25 protein-coding genes and 1 pseudogene are annotated in these 24,481 nt (G+C 69.1%); 15 read left to right on the forward strand and 11 right to left on the reverse strand.

Annotated features, from left to right (window positions below):
* Nucleotides 1-2 precede the first annotated feature (2 nt).
* From ABD970_RS11130 to ABD970_RS11160, 7 genes are all read left to right on the forward strand, one after another.
* On the forward strand, nt 3-371 hold the full coding sequence (locus ABD970_RS11130; RefSeq protein WP_345295532.1) for a DUF1428 domain-containing protein: 369 nt from the start codon (nt 3-5) through the stop codon (nt 369-371).
* Between the two features lie 156 nt (nt 372-527).
* Complete coding sequence (locus tag ABD970_RS11135; protein ID WP_345295533.1) at nt 528-884, forward strand: iron chaperone; 357 nt, start codon at nt 528-530, stop codon at nt 882-884.
* Between the two features lie 180 nt (nt 885-1,064).
* Nucleotides 1,065-1,475 carry a VOC family protein gene (locus tag ABD970_RS11140; protein WP_345295534.1) on the forward strand — a complete coding sequence of 137 codons (411 nt, stop codon included), beginning with the start codon at nt 1,065-1,067 and terminating at the stop codon, nt 1,473-1,475.
* Between the two features lie 167 nt (nt 1,476-1,642).
* Nucleotides 1,643-2,233 (forward strand): DUF922 domain-containing protein, encoded by a 591-nt coding sequence (locus tag ABD970_RS11145; protein ID WP_345295535.1) that lies wholly within the window; start codon nt 1,643-1,645, stop codon nt 2,231-2,233.
* 269 nt (nt 2,234-2,502) lie between these two features.
* Nucleotides 2,503-2,991: a DUF421 domain-containing protein gene (locus ABD970_RS11150; protein ID WP_345295536.1), complete on the forward strand. Its 489-nt coding sequence runs from the start codon at nt 2,503-2,505 to the stop codon at nt 2,989-2,991.
* A 153-nt stretch (nt 2,992-3,144) separates the two neighbouring features.
* On the forward strand, nt 3,145-4,104 hold the full coding sequence (locus tag ABD970_RS11155) for an SOS response-associated peptidase family protein (RefSeq protein WP_345295537.1): 960 nt from the start codon (nt 3,145-3,147) through the stop codon (nt 4,102-4,104).
* Between the two features lie 208 nt (nt 4,105-4,312).
* A complete protein-coding gene (locus ABD970_RS11160) occupies nt 4,313-4,741 on the forward strand; it encodes a pyridoxamine 5'-phosphate oxidase family protein (protein ID WP_345295538.1) in 429 nt (142 codons plus the stop codon).
* A 90-nt stretch (nt 4,742-4,831) separates the two neighbouring features.
* Here ABD970_RS11160 and hutG read toward each other — a convergent pair whose 3' ends face one another.
* From hutG to ABD970_RS11185, 5 genes are all read right to left on the reverse strand, one after another.
* The gene (gene hutG, locus ABD970_RS11165) at nt 4,832-5,611 is read right to left on the reverse strand and encodes an N-formylglutamate deformylase (protein ID WP_345295539.1); all 780 of its coding nucleotides are present in this window, start codon (nt 5,609-5,611) and stop codon (nt 4,832-4,834) included.
* Between the two features lie 837 nt (nt 5,612-6,448).
* Nucleotides 6,449-7,825: a glutathione-disulfide reductase gene (gene gorA, locus ABD970_RS11170; protein WP_345295540.1), complete on the reverse strand. Its 1,377-nt coding sequence runs from the start codon at nt 7,823-7,825 to the stop codon at nt 6,449-6,451.
* Complete coding sequence (locus ABD970_RS11175; RefSeq protein WP_345295541.1) at nt 7,822-9,072, reverse strand: NAD(P)/FAD-dependent oxidoreductase; 1,251 nt, start codon at nt 9,070-9,072, stop codon at nt 7,822-7,824. Before ABD970_RS11175 ends, gorA begins: the two co-directional genes overlap by 4 nt.
* A 363-nt stretch (nt 9,073-9,435) precedes the next feature.
* Nucleotides 9,436-11,160 carry an N-acyl-D-amino-acid deacylase family protein gene (locus ABD970_RS11180; protein WP_345295542.1) on the reverse strand — a complete coding sequence of 575 codons (1,725 nt, stop codon included), beginning with the start codon at nt 11,158-11,160 and terminating at the stop codon, nt 9,436-9,438.
* A gap of 168 nt (nt 11,161-11,328) precedes the next feature.
* Entirely contained in the window at nt 11,329-11,808 is a 480-nt protein-coding gene (locus tag ABD970_RS11185; protein WP_345295543.1) for an FKBP-type peptidyl-prolyl cis-trans isomerase, read from the reverse strand.
* 59 nt (nt 11,809-11,867) lie between these two features.
* Here ABD970_RS11185 and ABD970_RS11190 point away from each other — a divergent pair, with 59 nt between their 5' ends.
* From ABD970_RS11190 to ABD970_RS11200, 3 genes are all read left to right on the forward strand, one after another.
* The gene (locus tag ABD970_RS11190) at nt 11,868-12,437 is read left to right on the forward strand and encodes a C40 family peptidase (RefSeq protein WP_345295544.1); all 570 of its coding nucleotides are present in this window, start codon (nt 11,868-11,870) and stop codon (nt 12,435-12,437) included.
* Between the two features lie 281 nt (nt 12,438-12,718).
* The gene (locus tag ABD970_RS11195) at nt 12,719-13,357 is read left to right on the forward strand and encodes a C40 family peptidase (RefSeq protein WP_425563102.1); all 639 of its coding nucleotides are present in this window, start codon (nt 12,719-12,721) and stop codon (nt 13,355-13,357) included.
* A 515-nt stretch (nt 13,358-13,872) separates the two neighbouring features.
* Nucleotides 13,873-14,283, forward strand: a complete 411-nt coding sequence (locus tag ABD970_RS11200) for a hypothetical protein (protein ID WP_345295546.1) — start codon at nt 13,873-13,875, stop codon at nt 14,281-14,283.
* Between the two features lie 61 nt (nt 14,284-14,344).
* Here ABD970_RS11200 and ABD970_RS11205 read toward each other — a convergent pair whose 3' ends face one another.
* Nucleotides 14,345-14,770 carry a CopD family protein gene (locus ABD970_RS11205; RefSeq protein ID WP_345295547.1) on the reverse strand — a complete coding sequence of 142 codons (426 nt, stop codon included), beginning with the start codon at nt 14,768-14,770 and terminating at the stop codon, nt 14,345-14,347.
* Between the two features lie 104 nt (nt 14,771-14,874).
* Here ABD970_RS11205 and ABD970_RS11210 point away from each other — a divergent pair, with 104 nt between their 5' ends.
* Both ABD970_RS11210 and ABD970_RS11215 read left to right on the forward strand, forming a co-directional pair.
* Entirely contained in the window at nt 14,875-15,483 is a 609-nt protein-coding gene (locus tag ABD970_RS11210) for a class I SAM-dependent DNA methyltransferase (protein WP_345295548.1), read from the forward strand.
* A gap of 144 nt (nt 15,484-15,627) precedes the next feature.
* A pseudogene (locus ABD970_RS11215) lies at nt 15,628-16,938 on the forward strand (polyhydroxyalkanoate depolymerase); the annotation flags it as partial.
* A gap of 133 nt (nt 16,939-17,071) precedes the next feature.
* Here ABD970_RS11215 and ABD970_RS11220 read toward each other — a convergent pair.
* Together ABD970_RS11220 and ABD970_RS11225 are read right to left on the reverse strand one after the other, a co-directional pair.
* Nucleotides 17,072-17,980: a sensor domain-containing protein gene (locus ABD970_RS11220; RefSeq protein ID WP_345295549.1), complete on the reverse strand. Its 909-nt coding sequence runs from the start codon at nt 17,978-17,980 to the stop codon at nt 17,072-17,074.
* Nucleotides 17,977-18,360, reverse strand: a complete 384-nt coding sequence (locus tag ABD970_RS11225; RefSeq protein ID WP_345295550.1) for a PadR family transcriptional regulator — start codon at nt 18,358-18,360, stop codon at nt 17,977-17,979. Before ABD970_RS11225 ends, ABD970_RS11220 begins: the two co-directional genes overlap by 4 nt.
* A 225-nt stretch (nt 18,361-18,585) precedes the next feature.
* Between ABD970_RS11225 and ABD970_RS11230 the strand changes: the two genes are divergently transcribed.
* Nucleotides 18,586-19,503, forward strand: coding sequence for a peptidylprolyl isomerase (locus tag ABD970_RS11230; protein WP_425563103.1), 918 nt, complete (start codon nt 18,586-18,588; stop codon nt 19,501-19,503).
* 90 nt (nt 19,504-19,593) lie between these two features.
* A complete protein-coding gene (locus ABD970_RS11235; protein WP_345295551.1) occupies nt 19,594-19,890 on the forward strand; it encodes a hypothetical protein in 297 nt (98 codons plus the stop codon).
* A 42-nt stretch (nt 19,891-19,932) separates the two neighbouring features.
* Here the strand turns inward: ABD970_RS11235 and ABD970_RS11240 are convergent, their stop codons facing one another.
* Both ABD970_RS11240 and ABD970_RS11245 read right to left on the reverse strand, forming a co-directional pair.
* A complete protein-coding gene (locus ABD970_RS11240; protein ID WP_345295552.1) occupies nt 19,933-20,796 on the reverse strand; it encodes a DUF2785 domain-containing protein in 864 nt (287 codons plus the stop codon).
* 70 nt (nt 20,797-20,866) lie between these two features.
* The gene (locus ABD970_RS11245) at nt 20,867-21,217 is read right to left on the reverse strand and encodes a GFA family protein (protein WP_345295553.1); all 351 of its coding nucleotides are present in this window, start codon (nt 21,215-21,217) and stop codon (nt 20,867-20,869) included.
* Nucleotides 21,218-21,351: 134 nt separating this feature from the next.
* On the opposite strand from ABD970_RS11245, the gene ABD970_RS11250 reads away from it, so the two are divergent.
* Nucleotides 21,352-23,160, forward strand: a complete 1,809-nt coding sequence (locus tag ABD970_RS11250) for a DUF885 domain-containing protein (RefSeq protein WP_345295554.1) — start codon at nt 21,352-21,354, stop codon at nt 23,158-23,160.
* A gap of 48 nt (nt 23,161-23,208) precedes the next feature.
* Here ABD970_RS11250 and ABD970_RS11255 read toward each other — a convergent pair whose 3' ends face one another.
* Entirely contained in the window at nt 23,209-24,450 is a 1,242-nt protein-coding gene (locus ABD970_RS11255) for a putative bifunctional diguanylate cyclase/phosphodiesterase (protein WP_345295555.1), read from the reverse strand.
* Between the last annotated feature and the right edge of the window lie 31 nt (nt 24,451-24,481).

The following is a 24,481-nucleotide window of genomic DNA, read 5'->3' on the forward strand; positions in this document are numbered from 1 at the left end:
ACATGACCCCCTACATCGATGGATTCGTCTTTCCCGTCCCGCGCGACCGCCTGGGCACGTACAGGCGCCTCGCGGAAGCCGTTGCAGGGATCTGGAAGGAACACGGCGCGCTCGAGTACCAGGAGTACGTGGCGGACGACCTGCACCTGGACGGGACGCGCTCGTTCGCCGAGCTCGTCGCCGCTGGCGAGGATGAAGCCATCGTCTTCGGATGGGTGGCCTTCGATTCCCGCGAGGCGCGGGACCGCGCCAACGCCCGGGTCGCCGCCGACCCGAGGATGGCGGAACTGGTCGATTCAATGGAGACGGGTTTCGATGCGCGGCGGATGGCTTACGGCGGGTTCCGGCCGCTCGTGGGTTCGTCCACCTAAGACAGCGGCGCCAGGTTCGCTTCCGCCACAATCCTGATCACGCGGGCCCGGATTCGTTTTTCCCAAGAACCTCGGACAAACTGCACCCTGGGCACCATCTCGGCGCCGGTGGTCGACTCGCCTGGGACCGCACCCACAAACAACCAGGAATTACAGATGACCAATGCATCGGATCACGACGCCTACATCGCGGCCGCCCCGGAACCCCTGCGCCCCTTGCTGGAGAACCTGCACGCGCAGCTGTCACGCGCATTGCCCGACGCCGAGGTGGTCATTGCGTACAAGATGCCTGGCTTCAGGATCGGGAAGACGATCATCGCCGGCTACGCGGCTTTCGCGAAACAGTGTGGCCTCTATGTGTCACACGGTGCGATCAGCGCCCTGTCCGGCGACATCGCGGAAGCCGGGCTGAAGTCGACCAAGATGGGTGTCACGTTTTCGCCGGGCAAGCCGATCCCGGACCCCTTGATCAGGAAGCTGGCCCAGGCGTCCCGGGCTGACCACGGCCTGTAAGGGAAGGGGTCTGGTTCACCGCCTCGACGAAAGAAGTGACGCGAGGTCGGAGTCGTCCTCTAAATCCAGAGAGGCGCCGCGCGCGGAGGTACGCCGCAAGGCGCTTCCCGGAGCAGCAGGAAGCCCGGACAATGCATCCATGAGTTCCCTGCCCTGCCCCACTCCAAACAGGAGCCATCCATGACCAGGACGATCTTCGTCAACCTGCCCGTGGCCGACCTGAAGGCGTCGATGGCCTTCTATGCCGCACTCGGTTTCACCAACAATCCCCGGTTCACCGACGACACCGCAGCGTGCATGGTCTGGAGCGAGACCATCAATGTCATGTTGCTGACCCACGACAAGTGGCGGACCTTCACCAACCGCCCGATTCCCCCGACCTCATCGAGCGAGGTCATGCTGGCGATCTCGTGCGGTTCCCGCGACGAAGTCGACGCAATGAACCGGGCCGCGTCGGAACACGGCGGGACCGCCGACATCAATCCTGCCCAGGACCTCGGATTCATGTACAACCGAAACCTCGCCGACCCGGATGGCCACGTCTGGGAAGCGATGTGGATGGACATGGACGCGTTTCCGCCAAGCGAGTAGGCGGCGAGCCGCGCGTGCCGTGCAATGCATTGGTACGCCTGCCCCAGGGCCCGGCCCTGGCCAGCTGCAGGAAGCACCGGCCGCGCAAAATGAGATGATGCGTCCCGCGCCCGCCTGCCAAGGTGGATCGGCAAGCGCATCTTCTTCCGCAACGCCGCACGGATGCCATGGCCCCCTTTCTCTTCGCCCTCCTTTCCATTGCCACGGATGCGCAGGTGCATCCCGCCGTCCAGCTGACCAGCGCCTACCGGCCCTATGACGTCGACGGCATCACCATCGAGCAGATCGTGGGCAGCATCGCCCGGCATGGCCCCCGCGAGGGTGCCGGTTCGGCGCGAGCGGCGGGGCTGACGAAGGCGGAGGTGACGTGGACCTTCCGGACGTGGCAGGACGCGGACCGTTGCGAAATCGCCGACGTGCAGGTCTTGCTGGACATCACCGTGGAAGTGCCCCGGCACCGCAACCGGCGCCTGCTGCCGCACGCGGTGTCGCGGCAGTTCGACCGCTACCTGGAGGCGCTCGACAAGCACGAGAACGAGCACGTTCTCCTTGCGCTGGAGGCCGGGAACGCCATCGGCGCGCTGCTGTCATCGCCAGCGGAGGACGGTGCACGGTGCACCCAGGTGCAGCGGCGATTGAACAAGTCCGCCCGCGAAATCGTGCGGCGCTACCGGGTGCTCAATCGGCAATACGACCTGCGCACCCGCTACGGCGGGACCGAAGGCGTGTTCCTGCGCCCGGCCGAGGGGCAGGGCTGATCCCGACGGGCGCTTGCCGTCTGGAACGGGGGTATTCCCGGGCTCTTCCCCGCAAAGCCGGTGCACGCGGCCGACGGAACACCCGCCGACCGGCCTTGCGACCTCGACGTCGCGACACGCGCCACGACACCAGACGCCGACTCGATCGCGACCGCGAAGCAGCGCTTCGGCAGGCAAGCGGTTAGTGTTGGAATCACCGGCGTTTCTTCGCACCCACGCTTAACGAGGAGGTCATTGCCATGTTCACGGCTAGTCCAACACTGGATGTGGTGCTTCGAGGCTTGATCCTGACAGCGCTGGCCATGACCTGGGTGGTGGTGCTGGTACGGATCAACGGGCTGCGGTCGTTCTCCAAGATGACCAACTTCGACTTCGTGATGACCGTCGCCGTGGGCTCGCTGCTGGCCGGGGCCAGCCAGTCCACGTCCTGGCTGCCCTTCCTGCAGACCCTTTCGGCCATGGCCGCGCTGTTCCTCGTGCAGTACGCCAGCGCCCGGCTGCGCAAGGCCTCGGACCGCTTCGAGGCCTTGGTGCAGAACGAACCGGTGGTCCTGATGCGCGATGGCCAGGTCATCGACCAGGCCCTGGCCGCCACGCGCGTCACCCGGTCCGACCTGGTCGCCAAGCTGCGCGAGGCCAACGTGCTCGATTTCTCCCAGGTGCGTGCCGTGGTGCTGGAAACGACCGGCGATATCTCGGTGCTGCATGGCGGGCCGTTGTCCGATGCGCTGTTGCAGGGAACCAAGGCTGCCCGCTGAGGCAGGGCCGGCCTCGGGCGCAGACCACGCCGCGTGACGCCCGTCAGAACGCGCGCAGCCTTCTGACGGACCCTGCCCTCCGTTGCCGCCGGTGCCCTGACCGGCCTTGGCCTCCCGCGCGCCCCCATCGACCGTGGGTTGTACCCTGTCCCCATGTGCTTTTCCGCGCGCGCCTGGGCCGACTACCGCGATTACGTCCGCAAGTTCGGGGCGAAGGTCGACTTCGCCGAATTCGCGCGGCTGTACGGCGACCGGGCGAGGCGCGCGGGGATCAAGACCACCCGCGCCATGGACGCGGCCTTCGCCGACCCGGCCGACGACCTGCAGCGGCGGATCAAGGCGCTGATCGACGAACACGACCAGGCCCAGGCGGCCAAGCTGGAACGCGAACTGTTCAAGCAGACCCGGCGCCTGGCCGACGCCGAGCGCACGCTGTCGACGAAGACAACGAAGAAGGCGCAGGAAGACCAGCGCATCGCCACCAACAAGATCGCCTGGGCCAAGGGCAAGCTCGCCGACCTGCGCCGCACCCGCGTCGAGACCAGGGACGCGCGCATCTTCCCCGGCGTGTATGCACCGGTCATGGTGATGGAAGGCGGGCAGCGCGTGGTCCGGCCGATGCGCTACCAGTGCCGGCCCGCCGGCAAGCCGGCCAGCTACGACCGCCGCTACCCGGGCACCTACAACGCGCGCCGCGACAACCTCGAAGGTTTCTGGAAAGGCCAGTTCGGCCACGACCACGGGATCATGGTGGTGACGGCGTTCTACGAGAACGTCAGCCGACACGCCGTCGAAGGACGGGAGCTGGCGCCGGGCGAGGCCGAGGAAAACGTGGTCCTGGAGTTCGCGCCGGAGCCCAAGCAGGACATGCTGGTCGCCTGCCTCTGGTCGCGCTGGAGCGGCAAGGGCGAACCGGACCTGCTGTCCTTCGCCGCGATCACCGACGAGCCGCCCGCCGAGGTCGCCGCCGCCGGCCACGACCGCTGCATCATCCCGATCAAGCAAGAGCACGTCGACGCGTGGCTGGACCCGGATCCGAAAAACCTGGACGCGCTCTACGCCCTGCTCGACGACCGCGCGCGGCCCTATTACGAGCACCGGATGGCGGCCTAGGCCGGGATCAGTGAGCGGTGCCGGCCCTGGGAGAACGGGCCGGAAGCGCGGCACGGCGCGGCCGCATGACAGCGTGGCTGTCGATGCGGCCATCCGGCTGCCGGCCCCGTGGCGCCCCTCCTTCTGTCCCGCGACGCCTGGCGCAACGGCTCACCTGTCGAACACCCGGCCCGTGCCACCGTGGGGCACCACCCCAGGGAGCACATCGATGAAGCGCAGCAAGGAATTCAAGGACGTCGCGGAGGCCATGGGCAGGATCGACATCTGCATGATGCAGACCGTCGGCGAGCACGGGGTCAACACGCGTCCGATGTCGAACAACGGCGAGGTCGAATACGACGGCGACAACTGGTTCTTCTCGCGCAGCGACTCCACCAAGAACGAGGAGATCGCCCTGGACGACCGCGTCCAGCTCACTTTCGCCGACCGCGACGGGATGAACTTCATCTCGGTGTGGGGCCAGGGCGAGATCGTGGACGACACGGCGATGAAGAAGAAGCTATGGCAGAAGGACCTCGAGCGCTGGTTCGAGAACGGCCCCGAGGATCCGGCGGTGTCCCTGATCAAGGTCAGCGCCCAGCGCATCCAGACCTGGGGAAGGATGGGCGACCACACGCTGGAGCTCGATTCGGATTGACCTGAAAGAATCGCCGCCGGACGGCCGCGCGCCGTTCGGCACCGCAGCGCCGAGGCCTGAAACGCGGCTCGGCCTTGCCACCCATGCTCTCTATCTGAGCGCAGCCTCCAGCAGGCTCGCGATCGCGCGTTGCGCGCCGGCTGCCTTGGGCACGTCGTATTCGAACGTGTCCTCGTCCATGTAGATCCGCTGGCTGACCTCCAGCTGCACCGCGTCGATGCCGTTGGCCGGGTCGCCGTAGTGGCGGGTGATGTGGCCGCCCTTGAAGCGGCCATTGGCAACGAAGTCGTAGTCGCCCTGCCCTTCGAGGACGTCGACAAGCCGCGCCTGCAGCGCGGGCGAGCAGCTCGCCCCGGCGGCGGTGCCGAGATTGAGGTCGGGCAGGCGGCCCTCGAACAGGAACGGCAGGTGGCCCTTGATGGTGTGGCCTTCCCACAGCACGACGCGGCCGTGCTCGGCGCGCAGGCGGTCGAGCTCTTCGCGCAACGCCGCGTGGTACGGGCGCCAGTAGGTGTCCACGCGGGCGCGCACCTCGGCCTCGTCCGGTTCCTCGCCTGCGCGGTACACGGGCTCGCCGGTGAACTGCACGGTCGGGCACAGGCCGGTGGTGTTCTGGCCGGGGTACAGCGACACGTCGTCCTCCGAGCGGTTGAGGTCGACGACGTAGCGCGAATGGGTGGGCACGAGCATTGACGCGCCCAACGCGCGCGCCGCGTCCGCGTACAGGCGGGCGACGTGCCAGTCGGTGTCGGGGACGCGGCGCGCGCTGTCGGTGAGGCGCGCGGCGATGGCGTCGGGGACGAAGGTGCCGTCGTGCGGCACGCTGACCAGCAATGGCGCGGTCCCGTGGTGCAGGGTGAACAAGTCCATGGGTCGCGATGCTACCGCCTTCGGCGCCGGCGGCGGTCGAGTGGCCTCCCCGGCCCGACGATGGCGAGCGCGACTGCGCTTCCGGCTGGCCAGACCCGGCGGCTGGATTCGCGGGCGCCCGGGATGGCAAGGCCTGCGGGTCATCCCTGGCCAGATACGCGCCGCGGGAGTTGAGTGCGTCGGGAACCGCATGCGAGGCGTTGGCCATGGCAAGAAAGTCCCTGCGGGCGGCATGCGTGGCCAAAAAAGCGGCAATCGACGCCTTCGGGACCCCATGCGAGTCGCCGACACAGGCACGGGAATCCCCGGGAACCGCATGCGACGCGCACGCCACGGCATCAAAGTCCCGTCCGACGCCATGCGTGGACAAAAAAGCGGCAATCGACGCCTTCGGGACCCCATGCGAGTCGCCGACGCAGGCACGGGAGTCCCCGGGAACCGCATGCGAGGCCTCGGCCACGGCACCGAAGTCACTTCGGACGCCATGCGTGACCCGGAAAGCGGCAAGCGACGCCGCGCGGCGCGCATGCGAGTCTCCTGCGGCGGCGAGCGCCGGCTGCCCGACGGCGGGGGTGTCGCGGGACGGGACACGCGAAGCCTTGCGGGCGGCTCGCGACTCGCGGGAAGCGGCATCGCCCTCCTCCCGGGCCGCACGCGGCGTGCCCGATGAGGGTGCTCACCCGTGACACGCCGTCACCCCACGCGACACACCCTAACCCCAACCTCCGCTCCGCGCCCCGGCCCAGCGGTGCGGGCGTTCGATCACACGCGCGCCAATGACGCGCCGGCGGTGAGACCTCACTCCGCAAGCGGGAGAGGGGCTCTCCGCGGTCACGCCTAGCGCATCAGCACCACTTCCTCGGCGCTGGTGGGGTGGATGGCGACGGTGTCGTGCAGGTCGGCCAGGGTGATGCCCTTCTTCAGCGCGACGGCGAAACCCTGCAGGATCTCGTCGGCGCCCTCGCCGAGCAGGTGGATGCCGGCCACGCGGCGGTCCTCGCCCACGCAGACCAACTTGAACAGGCTGCGCTGCGGGACGTCCGCCAGGGCGTGGAGCATGGCGCGGAAGTCGCTGCGGTAGACGTGGACGTCGTCGCCGTGGCGCTTGCGCGCCTCGGCCTCGCTCAGGCCGACCTTGCCGATCGGCGGGTGCGAGAACACCACGGTCGGGATGTCGTCGTAATCCAGGCGCGCCTCCGCGTGGCCGCCGAAGACGCGGTCCATCAGCCGGCGCGCGGCGGCGATGGCGACGGGCGTGAGCTGGATGCGGTCGGTGACGTCGCCGACGGCATGTACGCGATCGGCACTGGTGTCCTGGAAGTCGTCGACGCGGACGTGGCCCTGCCCGTCGCATTCCACCCCGGCACGTTCCAGCCCGAGGGACGCAGTCACGGGTTCCCGACCGATCGCGAAGATCACCTGGTCGAAGCCGCCTTGCGCGTCACCGCCCTGGGACGAGACGCGCAGCTTGCCGTCGCCGGAGCGCTCGACGGCCTGCAGGTCGAACCCGAAATGCAACGCGGTGCCCGCCTGCCGGTAGTCCTCCTCCAGGTGCTCGGCGAGGTCGCGCTCGAAGCCTTGCAGCAGGCACGGGCCGCGCATGAACATCTCGACCGGGCAGCCCAGGCGTTGCAGCACGCCGGCCAGCTCGACGCCGATGTAGCCGCCACCGATCATGGCGACGCGGCCGGGCGGTGCGACGAAGTGGAAGAAATCGTCCGAGACCAGCCCCAGGTCCGCCCCCGGGATGGCGGGGCGGCGTGGCCGCGCGCCGGTGGCGATGACCACGTGGTCGCCGTGCAGGCGTGCGCCGTCGTCGGTGATGATCGTGCGTGCGTCTTCGAACCGGCCGCGGCCGACGACGCTGACGATGCCGGCCTCGTCCAGGCGCCGCCGGTAGCTGGCGTGGATGTTGGCGATGTAGTGCTGGCGCAGGGTGACGAACTCGCGCCAGTCCAGCTCCGGACACGGCAGGCCGGCGAAGCCCATGCGCCGCGCCAGCTCGATGCGCTCGGCGGTCTGCGCCGCCAGCCACATCGCCTTCTTCGGCACGCAGCCGACGTTGACGCAGGTGCCGCCCAGTTCCCCCGGCTCGACCAGGGCGACGCGCGCGCCATGCCCCGCGGCGCGGAACGCGGCGGCCAGGCCGCCGGAGCCGCCGCCGAGCACCACGAGGTCGAAGTCGAACCCGCGCGGGTCGGGACGCCCGCTCATGCGAAGCGCGCCGGTGAGAACGGCGCCATGTCGATGCGTGGCGTGCGCGCGCAGATCATGTCGGCGAGCAGTTCCGCGGTCCCGGTGCTCATGCTGACGCCGAGCATGCCATGTCCGGTCGCCAGCCACAGGTGGTCGCGGCCGGGGACGCGGCCGATGATCGGCAGGTCGTCGCAGGCCAGCGGCCGCCAGCCGTACCACTCCTCGCGCTTTGCCGGGCCGACGGGATGCACCAGGTACTCGGCTGCGCCGCGTTCGATCGCGTCAAGGCGGCGGCGATTGAGGCGCGTGTCGTAGCCGGAGAACTCCATGGTGCTGCCGAGGCGGAAGCCGCCGTCCCACGACGTGACGCAGACGCTGCGCTCTGGCAGCACCACGGGACGCGACGGCACCAGCGGGGGTGGATCGTAGGTGATCGAGTAGCCCTTGCCCGGTTGCACCGGCAACGCACGCAGCCCTGCGGCCTTCGCGAGCGCCGGCGACCAGGCCCCCGTGGCGATGACGACCTCGCGCGCGCGCCAGCGGCCTTGCGCGGTATGCACCGTGGCGCCGGTGCCGTCGGGGTCGAGCGCGATGACGTCGCGCTGCTCTTCGATCGTGCCGCCCGCCGCGCGCAGCGCCTGCGCCAGCGCGGCGACGTAGCGGTCCGGTCGCAGCCGCGCGTCCCCGGGGAAACGGACCACGCCGGCGAGGCCGGGTTTCAGGGCGGGCTCCCGGCGCACGTAGTCGTCGCCGTCGATGGACTCCGAGGCGATGCCGAGCTCGGCCAGCAAGGGCAATTCGTGCCGGAAGTGCTCCAGTGCCGCCGGGGTGCGGAACAGGTAATCCATGCCGGACTCGGTGAAGTCGCAGTCCAGGCGGTGGCGGGCGACCCAGTCGGGGAACAGCGCGCGCGAGGCCAGCAGCAGGGCCGCCCTCGCCTGCATCGCGCTGCGCCAGTCGCGGCCGTTGCAGCGGGACGAGAACCGCAGCAGCCACTGCCACAAGGCCGGATCGATGCGCGGCGCGACGTAGAACGGCGCGTCCGGCGTCAACATCCAGCGCAATGCCTTGGCGACCATGCCCGGCGCCGCCAGCGGTGCGGCGTGGCTGGGCGTGAGCGTGCCGCAATTGCCGTGGGAGCTGCCGCTGCCGATGGTCCGGGACTCGAGCACGCGGACGCCGCGACCGGCTTCGACCAGCGCCAGCGCCGTCGCCAGGCCGATCACCCCGCCGCCGATGACCAGCACGTCGTCGTCGTTGCCCATGGGTCCAGTCTACGGGGGTGGTCAAGCGGCGAGGCGGAGGGCGCGTGTTGCCCAGTGTTGGGGAGGCGGCGCCAACGGCGGAATGGATCGAGGCAGGTAGAGGATGCCGACCTGGACTCACGGCCCTCACCCCAACCCCTGTCCCGTAAACGGGAGAGGGGCTCACCGAAACTTGCCGGGTGGCGGCGGCACGTGCACTCGGACCGGCTCGCATCAATGGTCGCGGGGCTTGTGCCCTGGGGCAGCTTACTTAGCGCTTGTGCGTGGCACGGCTCACTTGGCGCTTGTGCCCCGGGCCACCTGGCTTGCGGGACGAAGCACTGATGCCGTTCCGGTTGGAGGGAAGCCGCCTGTGCCCGGGACTCAGTCCGGATCGGCTTGCCCCCCATCCGGCCAGCCCGTCCAACCCGGTCCGCGCACGACGATGCCGGGCGTGGCACCGGTGTGTTCGCCGTCGCGCAGGACCTGCACGCCATTGACGAATACGTCGTCCACGCCTGTGGCGTACTGCATGGGCTTGTCGAACGTGGCGTGGTCCTGGATGGTGGCCGGGTCGAACACGACGAGGTCGGCGTGGCACCCGGGTTGCAGGCAGCCGCGGTCGCGCAGTTTCCAGTTGCGCGCCGGCAGGCCGGTCATGCGGTGGATGCCCTCTTCCAGCGACATCAGGTTCCGGTCGCGCACGTAGTGGCCGAGGAAGCGCGCGGCGTTGCCGTAGGCGCGCGGATGCGTGCTGGATTTGAGGAACACACCCTCGGTCGCGGAGGATTCGGCGTCGGAACCGAGGCTGGTCCAGGGTTGTTTCAAACCCAGCTCGACGTTTTCCTCGCTCATCAGGAAGTACGCCGTGTCCACCCGCGAATCGTCCTCGATGATCAGGTCGAGGATGGTGTCCTCCGGCGAGGTGCCGCGCATCGCGGTGACTTCGGCCAGCGTCTTGCCGATCAGCGGCTTGAGGGTGTCGTTCTTGAAACCGATGAACAGCACGCGCTCGTCGGAGCCGGCCAGCAGGCGCAGGTTCTCCCAGGCATCGCTGTGCGTGCGCATTTCCCCGATCAGCCGCTTGCGCGTGGCCGGGTCCTTGAGCCGCGCGACCATCGCGTCGTGGCCGCCGGCCTGCACCCAGGGCGGCAGCGCCACCGTGAGCCCCGTCGCGCCGGCGGGGTAGGCGTACATGTTGGCGCCGATCTCGACGCCCTCGGCGCGTCCGGCATCGATCTTCGCCACCGCCTGCGCCATCTTCGGCCAGTTGCGTTCGCCGGCGGCCTTGAGGTGGTAGGCCTCGGCGTGCTGGCCGGTGGCGCGGCCGATGGCGATGGTTTCGTCGAGCGCCTCCAGCAACCGGCCCGCCTCGCTGCGCATGTGCGCCACGTAGCCGCCGCCGGACTCCGCCGCGGCCTGCGCCAACGCGATCAACTCCTCGGTTTCCGCGAAGAACGCGGGCGGATAGATGAGCGAGGCGCCGACGCCCAGCGCGCCCTCCCGCATCGCGGCACGGACCAGGCCTTGCATGCGCGCCAGCTGCGCCGCGTCCGGGTCGATGTCGCCTTCGCCCAGCTCGTGGATGCGCACCGTGGTCGCGCCGACGAATGACGCGACGTTGGGCGTGATGCCGCGCCGCTCCAGGAACTCGAGGTATTCGCCCAGCGTGGTCCACTCGATGTCGTAGCGGATGTCGCCCTGCTGCTTGCGGGCGTCGGCCTTCATCCCGGCGTTCCACGGCCCCATCGACCAGCCTTCGCCAAACAGCTCCAGGGTGATGCCCTGCTTGGTGTCGCTGACGCCGCGGCCGTCCTGGATCAGCGATTCGGTCGCCCAGCTGAGCACGTTGATGAAGCCCGGCGCGACCGCCCGGCCCTCCGCGTCGACCACCCGGTGCGCGGTGGCCACCGCACCGCGTGGCAACAGCGCGGCCACGCGGTCGCCATTGACCGCGACCTCCAGCGGTTCCGGCGGGGCGCCCGTGCCGTCGTAGACCGCGCCGTTGCGGATGAGCAGGTCGTAGTGTTCAACGACGCCCGGGGTTGGCGAAGTGGCGCAACCGGCGAGAACTCCGGCCGCGAGGGCGAGGGTGATCAGACGGCGCATTGCACGCTCCTTCCGGGATGTCGGGGAGACCGGCGCAGGCGACGGAATCGCCACGCACGGCCGGATCGACAGCCATCCTAGGACCGATCCATGGGTGCGGCTACACCCATCGTCGATGCCGAAGGTCGCGGTGGGCCAGCAAGGAGGAGAACCCCGGCCAGGACCGCATCAGTGCTGGTGGCCGCCCTCGCCGTGCACGTGGCCGTGTTCGATCTCTTCCTTGCTCGCTTCCCGGACGTCGACGACCTCGATGTCGAAGTGCAGGTCCTTGCCCGACATCGGGTGGTTGAGGTCGACGTCGACCACGCTCATGCCGACCTTCTGGATGGTCACCGCGCGCGGGCCGAAGTTCGTGTTGAGCACGACCTGCATGCCCGGGGCGAGCTTCTGGCCGTCGAAATGCTTCTTGGGTACCCGCTGCGACAGTCCCTCGCGGCGCTCGCCGTAGGCCTCGGCGGCGGCGACGTCCACGCCGAAGCTGTCGCCGGCTTCATGGCCCTCGAGCGCCTTCTCCAGCCCGGGGATGATGTTGTTGTGCCCGACGAGGATCGCCATGGGTTCGCGTTCCTTCGAAGATTCCAGGGGGTCCTGGCCCTGCTCGGACACGGTGTAATGGAAACGGACGACGCGGTCTTTCTCGATCTTCATGGCAGCACTCGTGGAGGCGGCGGCGTGCCGCTTGTCGGGAAGGCGGGGGTTCGGCCAAGATGTCGGCCGTGGGAACTCTCGCGCATTATCCGGGCTACGCGCGCCGCGCGCCAACCGCGGCCGCCGTCGCGTTGGCGATCGGCGTCCTGGCCATGGTCGCCGGCTGCGGCCGCGATGCCGTCCGGTCCACCGCGCAGCGCAGCGCGGTCGTCCCCCAGCGCGACTGGTCCGGCACCTCGCCCGCAGACCCCGCCTCGGCCAACGCCGTTCTCATCCGGGCCATCAGCCTGGTCGGCACGCCCTACCGCTACGGCGGCAACACGCCCGAGGGCGGCTTCGATTGCAGCGGCCTGGTGAACTACGTCTACGACGACATGCTCGAGATCAAGCTGCCGCGGACCTCGCGCGAGCTGGCCGCCTACCAAGGCCCGAGGATCGCCCCGGAGCGGCTGGCCACGGCCGACCTCGTCTTCTTCGGCAGCGGCGGGCAGGTCAGCCATGTCGGCATCTATGTCGGCGAGGGCCGGTTCGTCCACGCCCCCAGCAGCGGCGGCACCGTGCGGCTGGACCATCTGGACGGGCATTACTGGCGCGACCACTACTCAGGGGCCAAGCGCGTCCTTCGTTAAGCATGCGCGACGATTCCGCGAAGGCCCTGCTGTGCCCGCTAACGCCTGGGCACCCCGGCACGGATCGCCGATCTCTGAATTTGCTTTGAATACAACCACTTGCCGATTCCAGTGTGGATTCCCGTCACCACGCTGAACCGTTGCCTACGCGATGACGGAAATGTGAAGTCCATCGCTGGTTTTCACGCGGTGCTAACGGAATGTGAACCACTGGGCTGCCGTCGTCCGGCACCATCACGCCCTGCTGACATTCCTGAAACCGACGCGTGACGACACCAGACCTGATTTCCGGCCTACCTGCCGCCGCCCGCCGCCCCTCGCGGGGCCTGTCCGCCCTCCTCTGCGCCTTGCTTGGCGCCGCCGCCCTTCCGGCGATGGCCGCGCCGGGCCTGGCCGCCGATTCCGCCGATGCGATCCGCGTGGATTCCACCAGCCAGGCGCTGGTCGAAGACACCCTCGTGGCCGACCGCAGCCTGCTGTTCGCCACCGACGTCAACCAGATCATCACCGCACGGGCCGAAGTGGCCGCCGAGCCGCAGGGCCGGGTGCAGACCATGCTCAAGCGCGCACTGGCCCTGCTGGGGACGCCCTACCGCTGGGGCGGCACGTCGCCCGATGGCGGCTTCGACTGTAGCGGCCTGGTGGGTTACGTGTTCCGCACCGCGCTGGGCATCGAGCTGCCGCGCGTGTCCCGCGACATGGCCAACGACGGCGAGAAGGTCGAGCGCAGCGCGCTGAGCGCCGGTGACCTCGTGTTCTTCAGCCGCCGCGGCAAGCTCGTCGACCACGTCGGCATCTACCTGGGCAACGGCCAGTTCGTCCACGCCCCCCGCACCGGCAAGGACGTCATGGTGTCGGACCTGGACAAGGGTTACTGGAGCGGAAAGTTCCTGCAAGCCCGTCGGGTCGCCGGCATCTGACCCATCCCGGGCACTGATCCAACACACCGAAGGCCGCGCGAGCGGCCTTCGTCGTTTCCGGGGCGTCGCCACCGCTAGGCGCCGCGCGATCCCATCGTGGTGTCCGGCGGGGCTTGCCCCGGTCTTCATGGCGATGAAGCCCGTACGTGCGCCCGTTCCAGCGATGGACCGGGAGGCGGGACGCCGGGCCGCGGACGGCAATATCCAGCCAGCCGTCCGTGCCCTTCGTGGGCAGGACATTGGCAAGCCGCTCTTGCCGTGCATGCTTTCCCACCAGCCGTCCACCTGCCTGCCCAGCGGGAAGTCACCGTGGCCGGCGAAGCCGAATCAGGAAGTGCCGTCCTCCCCGACCAGAGCCTTGCGCCGGCCGTCGCCGTTGTGGGGCCGGTCCATGTCGATGCCCGCCGTCGACGCATCGGAAGGGTCGGCACAAAGCAGCCACCTGCCGCCGCGCCGGTTGCCACCACGCCTGCGCCGCGCCATCCTCGGGGCATCGACGCCAACTGGAGCACGCCATGGGCCGCACCATCCTCGCGGTTTTCGCAGGCCTGGTCACCGCGATGCTGGTGATGATCTCGATGGAGTTCGTGGCGACCCGGCTGTCGCCGCCGCCGCCGGGCTTCGCGATCGAAAGCGAGGCCGACCTCGCCCGCCTCGTCGAAATGGCCTCGCCCACCAGCAAGGCCCTGGTGGTCCTGGGCTGGGCGCTGGCCAGCTTCCTCGGGGCCTGGGTCGCCGGGCGCCTGTCCCGCGTGCACCGGCAGGTCGCCGCGCTCGCGATCGGGGTGCTCATCGTGGTCGGCGTCATCTTCAATGCCGCCAACATCCCGCACCCGGCCTGGATGGTCGTGCTCGGGGTGGTGTTGCCGGTGCCGCTGGCCTACGCCGCCGCCCGGCTCGTCGCCCGGCGGACCGCGCCGGGCTGATGCGCGGCGCGGCTCGCCTTGCCTTGCCGATCGCGGCACGGCAGGGCCTGCCGCAGGTCGCTCAGAACTGGGGCTTGGCCAGCACCAGGTAGACGATGGCCACCAGCGCCAGCACCGGCAGTTCGTTGAACCAGCGCAGCGTGCGTGTCGACGGCAGCGGGCGGCCCTGCACGGAACCCTTGAGCCAGCGCCCGGCCCAGATGAAATGCGCGAGCACCGCGCCGACCAGCAGCAGCTTGACGTGCAGCCACGGCCCCACGACGCGGAAATGCAGCCAGAGGACGAGGCCGAGGACGACGGCGAAGCCGAACATCGCGTGCCCGAACCGGTACAGGCGCCGCCCCATCAGCTCGAGCCGCTCGCGGACCGCGGGCACGTCGCCCGCCTCGACGAGGTTGAGCAGGATCCGCGGCAGGTAGAAGACGGCCGCCATCCAGGCGATGACGAACACCAGGTGCGCGGTCTTGGTCCAGAAATAGGCTTGCATCGTCGTTCTCGATCCGGGGCCCGGCCATCCTACACGCGCGCCGGCGGGCGCATGCCGGCCTTCGTCCCCGCCACCCGGGTGTCGTGGCGCGCTATCGTCCCGGCATGGGCGACAAACGTTACGACCGCGCGTACTTCGATCGCTGGTACCGGAAAGGTGGCATGGGCGGCCGGCAACGCCTGGCGCGGAAGGTCGCGCTGGCCGTGTCGACGGCCGAGTACCACCTCGAGCGACCGTTGCGCACCGTGCTCGACATCGGCTGCGGCGAAGGCGCGTGGCGGGCCCCGCTGTTGAAGCTGCGCCCGGGCGCGGGCTACCTGGGCTTCGACGGCAGCGCGTACGCGGTCGCCCGCTACGGCACGCGGCGCAACCTGCACCTGGCGCGCTTCGCGGACTTCGCCCACTTGCGCCCTTGCGCACCGGTGGACCTGCTCGTCTGCAGCGACGTGCTGCACTACCTGGACGCGCGCGAGCTCGACCGTGGCCTGCCCGGCCTGGCCGCGCTTTGCGGCGGCGTCGCGTTCCTCGAGACTTTCGCACGCGAAGACCAGGCCGAAGGCGACGAGGACGGGTTCATGCAGCGCCCCGCGGCGTTCTACCGCAAACGCTTCGAGGCATCGGGGTTCCGCGCGCTGGGCTCGCATTGCTGGCTGTCGCCCGCGTTGCAGGACGAGGCGACCGCGCTGGAAGTGGCGCCGCCTGCCCTCGGCTAGCGGCGACGGACGCGCCGACGCGAGGTTTCCCGGGCTTTTGACCGCGGGAAACACCCAACGGCCGTCCCGCGCACCCGATCACGGCGTGCCCTCGCCCGATCCGCTATGCTGCGGCGCAGCAACCACGGAACCACGCTGACCATGCTGCTTTACCAGATGCACGAATACAGCCGCGCCTTGATGGCGCCGTACACCTACTGGGCCGAAGCCAACGCCAGGATCTTCTCCGCTCCCGACAGCTGGCTGTCTGGCTTGCCGGGCGCCGCGCGCATCGCCGCCGGCAACGAGCTGCTCCATCGCATCGGCAAGGATTACGAGAAGCCCGCTTTCGACATCCATGCCGTCGAGGTCGCGGGTCGCGACGTGCCGGTGGTCGAGAAGACCGTGCTGGAGAAGCCGTTCTGCCGGCTGCTGCGCTTCAAGCGCTACACCGACGACGTCGCCGGCATCACCGACATGAAGAACGACCCCACGGTGCTGCTGGTCGCGCCGCTGTCGGGCCACCACGCCACCCTGCTGCGCGACACGGTGCGCACCATGCTGCCCGGCCACAAGGTCTACGTCACCGACTGGATCGACGCGCGCATGGTCGACAAGTCGCACGGGACGTTCTCGCTTGACGACTACGTTGGCTACATCGAGGAATTCATCCGCACGATCGGCACCGACAACCTGCACGTGGTCAGCGTCTGCCAGCCGACCGTCCCCGTGCTCGCGGCGGTCTCGCTGATGGCCGCGCGCGGCGAGCCGACCCCCCGCTCGCTGGTGATGATGGGCGGCCCGATCGACCCCCGCGAAAGCCCCACGGCGGTCAACAACCTGGCCACGCAGAAGCCGCTGTGGTGGTTCGAGAGCAACGTCATCCACACCGTCCCCGCCAACTACCCGGGCCGCGGCCGCCGCGTGTACCCGGGCTTCCTGCAACATGCCGGCTTCATGGCGATGAACCCCGAGCGCCACTTCGCCTCGCACTGGGACTTCTACCAGGACCTGGTCAAGGGCGACCTGGACGACGCCGAGTCGCATCGCAAGTTCTACGACGAGTACAACGCCGTGCTCGACATGCCCGCGACCTACTACCTGGACACGATCCGCGTGGTCTTCCAGGAGTTCCTGCTGCCGCGGGGCCTGTGGGACGTGGCCGGCGAGCGCGTCGACCCGTCCGCCATCCGCGACGTCGGCCTGCTGACGATCGAGGGCGAACTCGATGACATCTCCGGCGAAGGCCAGACCCGCGCCGCGCACAAGCTGTGCACCGGCGTGGCCGCGGCCGACCGGGCCCACTACACCGTGCCAGGCGCCGGCCACTACGGCATCTTCAGCGGCAGGCGATGGCGCACCCAGGTCTACCCGCAGGTGCGCGACTTCATCGCCCGTTTCGCCGCGGCCCCGGCCAAGCCGGCCAAGCGCAAGGCGGCTACCGCTGCAAAGCCCCTGCCCGGCCGTCGCGCCGGTCCAGCCCCGCGCGCCGCGGCCAAGCCGCGCAAAGCGGCCGCCAAGCGCCCCGCGCGCTCTAGCGCGAAGAAGAAAGCCCGTCGCTGAGCGCCGGGCCTCCCTTGGCAGGTCCGCGGGCGGGCCAGGCGCTCCGCTAGGCGTACTGCGCCGACTTCACCAGCATGTGCTTCGCGAACCGGCCGTGCAGGCGCCCGATGCCGCGCGCCACGTGCAGGGTCACGAACAGCAGCAGCACGCCGACCACCGCGAGTAGCGGCAGCAGCCATGGGGCTTCGGCCGGCAGATCGATGCCTCCCATCCAGACATTGAGGTGCACCCCCGGCAAGAGGGCGAGCGGCGAGGCGATGAGTCCCGCCGACACGGCCAGCAGCGTCACCGCCAGCGTGAAGTACACCACCCCCAGGGGCAGCATCAGCAGGAAGTACAGCTGCGTCGACCACGTGCGCGGATCGGTGAACATGTCCTTGATCCGCTCCAGCCATGGCTTGCCGCGCGAGCCGTACAGCGGACGCCGCGGCATGCGCTCGCCCAGCATCACCTCGATGATCCGTCCCTCGACCAGCGACAGGATCCGGACCGAACCGAAGTACAGGATCAACATCGGGATGCCGATGATCAGGATCATCAGCCCCAGCGACAGGGACACGCCGGTCACTACCCAGGTGAAATAGAAGATGCCGGTGGCCAGCGCCAGCACCATGTAGAACAGCGATGCGTAGGTGCGCGGGTCGGCCGCGACCCCGAAGAACCGGCCCAGCCAGGTACGCCTCGGCTTGGGCGTGGGCGCGCGCAGCGCGGTCTCGACCCTGGCCTCGGTCTCGCGGTAGATCTCGGCCACTTCGTCGGGCGCCCCGTAGCTCGAGGCGACTGAAGCGATGACCTCCGCCTCGCCCCGGCCCGGGTTCTCGGCCAGTTCCGAACGCAGGTATTCCTCGGCGTCGTACAAGGCGTCCTGCACCAGCGCCGGGTCGGCGCCGGCCAGCGACTTGCGCAGTCGGGCGAGGTAATCGGGGATGTTGGTCGGCAGGCTCTCGGCATTCATGGCGTGTCCCCCTTCAGGACGGCGTCGACGGAATTTCGGGTGGCTTCCCAGGCCTCGGTCCAGCGCCGCAAGGCGGCGCGACCGGTGTCGGTGATCGAGTAGTAGCGGCGCGGGGGGCCGGCGACGGACGGTTCGACATGGCTGTCGAGCAATCCGGCGGCCCCCAGGTTGCGCAGCACCGGGTACAACGCGCTCTGCTTGCCGCTGAGCACCCCTTCGCCGAATCGCTCCAGGGTCTTGGCGATCTGGTAGCCGTACATCGGCTCGCCGGCGGCCTCGACCACCGCCAGCAGGGCCAGCGACACCGTGCCGGCGCTCAGCTCCTTCTGGAACTTGCGCAGGTGGGGATCGTCGTTGGGGCTGGCCTCGGCTGCGCTCATGGCACTCTCCGACTAGGTTGGAGACCATGCTATTACTGACTTGATGATAGTGAATGTGCCTGAAGTCACCGGTACCTCCATGACGGGCTGGCCGACGGGTCCGGCGCGGGAACGGAACGCACTGCGCGGGCACCCTCGGCGCAGCGCGGGCGTGCCATCGGCGTCCCGCTGGGCAACAATCGGGCATCCCGCCTGGAGCAAGTGCCCGTGAATCCCACGCAATCGCTGTTGGTTCCCGTCGTCTTCGCGACCGTCCTCGCGTTGTCCCCGCCGACGCAGGCCGAGGAAGCCGCCAACGCCCAATCGCAGCCGCGGACCACGCAACAGGTCCTCGACGCCTCCGGCCCAGGCGACTGGCGCACGCTCGATCCGGCGAACACCCTCTACATGGATCTGGCCGATGGCCGCGCCATCATCGAGCTGGCCCCCGCCTTCGCACCCGCGCACGTCGCCAACATCCGCACGCTCGCCAGGGAAGGATTCTGGGACGGGCTGAGCATCTACCGGTCCCACGACAATTTCGTGGTCCAGTTCGGCGACATCACCGAAGAAGGCGCGCCCGGCAAGTCGATCGGCAGCGCCAAGGCCAAGCTTCCCGCGGAGTTCTCGCGCGCCAGCGCCGGCCTGGATTTCCACCTCCTGCCCGATGCCGACGGCTGGGCCGCGCAGACCGGCTTCGCCCACGGATTCCCCGCCGGACGCGATCCTGCCGAAGGCCAGGTCTGGATGGCGCATTGCTACGGCGCCGTCGGCGCCGGCCGCGACCTCGCCGCCGATTCCAGCAACGGGACCGAGCTCTACGTCGTCACCGGGCAGTCCCCGCGCCAGCTAGACCGCAACATCACCCTGGTCGGCCGGGTGGTGCACGGGATGGAGTTGCTCAGCGCCCTGCCGCGCGGCACCGGACCCTTGGGCTTCTACGAGGATCCCGCCCAGCGCACGCCGATCAAGGCGATCCGCCTGGCATCCGAAGTGCCGGAGGCGGAGCGCGCATCGCTGGAGGTGCTGCGCACGGACACCGCGACGTTCGATGCGTTCGTCGAATCGCGGCGCAACCGCCGCGACGAGTTCTACAAGCGCCCGGCCGGCCACGTCGACCTCTGCAACCTCGCCATCCCGACGCGCGAACCGCCGAAGCAATGACCGCTTGCGGCCACCGACACACGAACCGTCACGCAACTTTAGCCAGCCGCCCCCTAGCCTGACCCGGTCCCAAGAGCCAAGGAACGCCAGATGGCATTGCTCCGCATCCGCCTCACCGGCAACGACGATGCCGCCCGCGCGGTGATGAACCTGCTGCAGAGCCTGGACGGCATCGAACACGTCGAGGAGATCGGCGACCTGATGCCGCACATGGACGACCCGGACTCCAGCTCCGCAGGGCTGAGCGACGTCGACGGCCCGGACATGCACCAGATCGAGATCGATTGCCCCAACCCGTCCACCGCGCGCAAGGTCCGCGAGGCGGTGCAGGAGCTGGCGTTCAAGGTCGATGCGCTGGTCGAGTTCGAGGAAGACGACGAAGACTGACCCGTTCGGCGGGCAGACCCCGCCAACAAGCGATGCGGCCCGTCAGGGCAAGCGCTCCAGTGCCGCTGCGGTAGCGGGCTTCAGTGCCTGGACGCCCGGGTTCTCGCTGCGATCCGCCTCGATGTAAAGCGCGGTCAGGAATGCCGACAGGTCATGCCGGCGCGCCAGCCAGGCGGCATCGGCATATGCCAAAGCAGGATCGCCCAGTCGAGTCGCCAGTGCCGCGAACCAGTCGGTCCACTCTGCCTCGGACCGCAAGCCGCGACTGGCGATGAAGACCACGGGGCGCGCCAGCCGCGCCGGTTCGCCGAACACGTAGGCATGCGCGTTTTCCGGGACCGCCTGCACGGCGACCGCGGCCAGGAGGCGGTCGTGATGCCCGCGGTCCAACGCGGGATTGAGCGCCAGTTGCATCAACCAGTCGGCACCGTGCGCGACGCCGTGGCGCCAGCCTTCGACGTTGTCGAAACCGCGGTAATCGCGCACGCCTTCCACGTAATCCGCCGCCGCATCCACCATCGCCGCGCGCTCCCCGAGGGTCATCCACGGTGCAATGCGATCAGTGCGGGCCACCTCGGAGAGCAACAGCGCTGCAAACGGGCGCGCGAACCCTTCCCCTGGATCGCCATCCAGCAATGCGTACAGCCGCTCGCGAAGGGCACGCAATGCGGCGGCGTCGAGTTCGGCCGCCCGCAGCCACGTCGCGAGACCTTCGTAGGCGATCGCATCGCGCACCGCAGGATCGGGGTCGCCCAGGCAGTCCACCAGTAACTCGACCCATTCCAGTCGTTCCCGTGCGTCCTCCAGCACGAATTCCTGCGCCTTCAGTGCCCGCAAGTCCTGTCGGCCGCCACCCTCTGGTGGGCAGCCGGCCATCGACGGCACCCAGGCCAGAAGCCCGGCCACCAGGACTAGCAGCCGGGACGATGTCTTCGCTGATTCCCGGACAGGCATGAACTTCCGCATGTCCGGGCCGCTACAGGCTGGCACCATCGACCTGCTTGATCGCAAGTGACGCCAGGTCGACGCCGGGCAGGCAACGCACGTTCACCGCCACGATGGCGGCACCCGTCCCGGGGTGCTCGCCTTCGCTGAACGGCGAGACGCCGCAGTTCCGGCAGAAATGGTGGCGGATGTGGTGCTTGTTGAACGTATAGGTGCCGAGCGCGGACTCCGGCGTGGCAAGGGTCAGCGCCTCACGCGGGAAGAAGGCGAGCAGGCCACCTCGCTTCCGGCACATGGAGCAGTTGCAGTCCATGGCCTCGGTGACCTCCGCATCCAGCTCGAATGCGATCGCGCCGCAGTGGCAGCCGCCTGGATGTTTCATGTCGACCCTCCCGCCGGATTGGCCAGACTACGGTACCGCAACGCGCGCCGCGCAATCCTGTCCCGCCCACCCGGGGCAGGTGCGCCGCGGATGGCCTGCGCCTATGCTGTCGGCCTGCCGCAACGAGAGCCGCCATGACCCGTTCCCTGCTCGCCACCGCCCTGCTCGCCTCCCTGCTCGCCGCCTGCCAGGGGCAGGCGCCCTCCACCTCCCCCGAGGCCACCGAAGCCGTCAGCGAAAGCGAATCCGCCCAGGATGCGGCGTTCGCTGCGTTGTCCAGGCGCTTCCTCGACGAAGGCCTGGCACTGAACCCGATCAGCGCCACCCAGATCGGCGACCACCGCTTCGACAGCGAGATCGACGATCTCAGCGAGGCCGGGCGCAAGAAGGCGCTCGACTGGACCAAGGCAATGCTGGCCGAACTCGACGCCATCGACGCCGCGGGCCTGTCGCGCGAGAACCAGGTCGATGCCCTGATCCTGCGCAACCAGCTCGAAGGCGCGGTCTGGGATGCCGAGACCTTCCAGAGCTGGGCCTGGGACCCGCAGGGCTACAGCAGCCTGGCCGGCGGCGCCATCTACAACCTGATGGCGCGTGAGTTCGCGCCGATGCCCGAGCGCCTGAAGTCGGCGACCGCGCGCATGGAGAAACTGCCGACACTGCTCGCGCAGGCGCGGGAGAACCTGGATCCGGCGCGCGTGCCCAAGACCCATGCCGAAACCGTCGCCAAGCAGAACAAGGGCCTGCTGAGCCTGATCGAGAACTACATCACGCCCAACCTCGACCAGCTCCAGGGCGAGGAGCGCGCGCGCCTGGACGCCGCCATCGAGACCACGCGCAAGGCCGTCGCCGAACACCAGGCATGGCTCGACGGCACCCTGGTGCCGAACGCCAAGGGCGACTTCCGCATCGGTGCCGATCTCTACGACCAGAAGCTCAAATTCTCGCTGAACTCCTCGCTGTCGCGCGCCGAGATCGCGCAGCGCGCCACCGCCGAGCTGGCGCGGGTGCGCAGCGAGATGTACGCCGTCGCCCAGGGCGTGCTCAAGGACGAACCCGACGCGCCGGAAATGCCCGCCGAACCCACGCCCGGGCAACAGCAGGCGGCGATCGAGGCCGCGCTCGAAATGGCGTACGCCGACAAGCCGGCGCGCGACAAGCTGGTGGAGTTCGCCAAGGAAACGCTCGAGGTCGCCACCAACTTCGTCCGCGAGAAGGACCTGGTCACCGTCCCGGCCGATCCGGTCAAGATCATCCTGATGCCCGAGTTCCAGCGCGGCTTCGCCGTCGCCTACGCCGATTCGCCCGGGCCCCTGGACAAGGGCCTGGACACCTACTACGCGATCTCGCCGATCCCGGAGGACTGGACCGACACGCAGGTCGACTCCTTCCTGCGCGAATACAACAAGCACATGATCCACGTGCTGACGATCCACGAGGCCATGCCGGGCCATTACCTGGAAGGCGCGCACTCGGTGCAGCACCCGTCGGTGCTGCGTGGCGTGCTGCGTTCGGGCCTGTTCGCCGAGGGCTGGGCGGTCTACACCGAACGGATGATGGCCGACGCCGGATACCTGGACAACGATCCCCTGTTCCGGCTCATGCAGCTCAAGTTCTACGCCCGCGCCGTGGCCAACGCCATCCTCGACCAGGGCGTGCACGTCGACGGCTGGACCAAGGAGCAGGCGATGGACCTGATGGTGCGGCAGACGTTCCAGCAGGAGCGCGAGGCCGAAGGCAAGTGGACCCGCGCGCAGCTCTCGTCAGGGCAGCTGGCCACCTACTTCGTCGGCGCGCAGGAACACTTCGACACGCGCAAGGCGGTGGAGTCCAGGCTGGGCGATCGCTTCGCCCTCAAGGCCTACCACGACGACGTGTTGTCCCATGGTGCCCCGCCGGTGCGTTTCGTACGCCAGTTGATGCTGGACGAGCCCATCCGCTGACCGCGTGAGCCCTGACCCCGTGGCTTCCGGGCGTCCGGTGCGACCGGGTCAGCCTGCGACGGCCTGCTCGCCGATCCCGGCGAGCACGTCGTCCGCCGGTGCCGGCCTGGCCTTGTAATACCCCTGGTACCAGTCGCAACCCAGCCTGCGCAGCACGGCCAGGGAGTCCGCGTCCTCCACGCCCTCCGCCACCACGGTGGCGTCCAGTCGGTGCGCCAGGTCGATCATCGCGGCAACCAGCTGTTCGCTGCGCGTGTTCTGCGTGATGTCGAGCACGAAGCTGCGGTCGATCTTCAGCTCGGTCATCGGGAACTGGCGCAGGTATCCCAGCGACGAAAAGCCGGTCCCGTAGTCGTCGATGGCGATGCCAACGCCCAAGGCATGGAGCTCGCCGAGCACGTCGGACAGGAAGTCCGCGTCCTCGATGAAGGCGGTCTCGGTGATCTCCACGGTCAGCGCGCTCGGCTTGACGTTCCAGATCTTCAGCGACGATTCGATCTGGTCGACGATGCCGTGCTCGAAGATGGCGCGGGGAGACAGGTTGATGGAACACGTCAATCCCGGATTGGCCGCCAGCACCGGCGCACAGTGGCGCAGGGTGGTGTTGATGCTCCACTGGGTGAGTTCGTCGATCAGGCCGGTTTGCTCGGCAACCGGGATGAACAGGTCCGGCGGGATCCAGTCCATGCCGTCGTGCCAGCGCGCCAGCGACTCGAAGCCCACCAGCGCGTCGTCGTGCAGCGCATGGATCGGCTGCAGGTAGACCTGGAGCTGGTTGCGCAGGATCGCTTCGTGCAAGGTGTCGTGCGAAATCTCGCAACGTTGGCTGCCGCTGTAGAGCGCATGGCGGCCGCGCTGGCGGGCGGCATGCAGGCAGGCCTCGTCGGCGCGCAGGCACAGGGTGTCCGGGTCGGTGCCGTCGTGCGGCCACGTCGCCGCGCCCACCGCCACCATGGCGCGCGCGGGGCGGCCCATGATCTCGAAGGGCTCGCTCATCACCCGCGCCACCTTGTTGGCGGCGAGCAAGGCGTGTTGACGGTCGTGGAGTTGGGGAAGGATGGCCACGAAATCGCAGTCGCCGATCCTGACCATCTGGTCCACGCTGCGCAGGGCCCGGCGCAGGCGGTCGTCGATCGCCTGGCTGAGTCGTTCCGTGCCGGCGTAACCGAAGATGGCCTCGAACTCGCGCAGGCGCTGCATGCGCAGCACCAGCACGCCGCCGACCGACGCCTCACCGCCCCCGGCGCGGGCGCGCTCCATGCGCTCGTACAGATCGACGCGATTCAGCATGCCCCGGTTCCTGCGGCCAGATCAGGCGCAA

The organism is Luteimonas vadosa (assembly GCF_039543545.1).
GTDB lineage: Bacteria > Pseudomonadota > Gammaproteobacteria > Xanthomonadales > Xanthomonadaceae > Luteimonas > Luteimonas vadosa.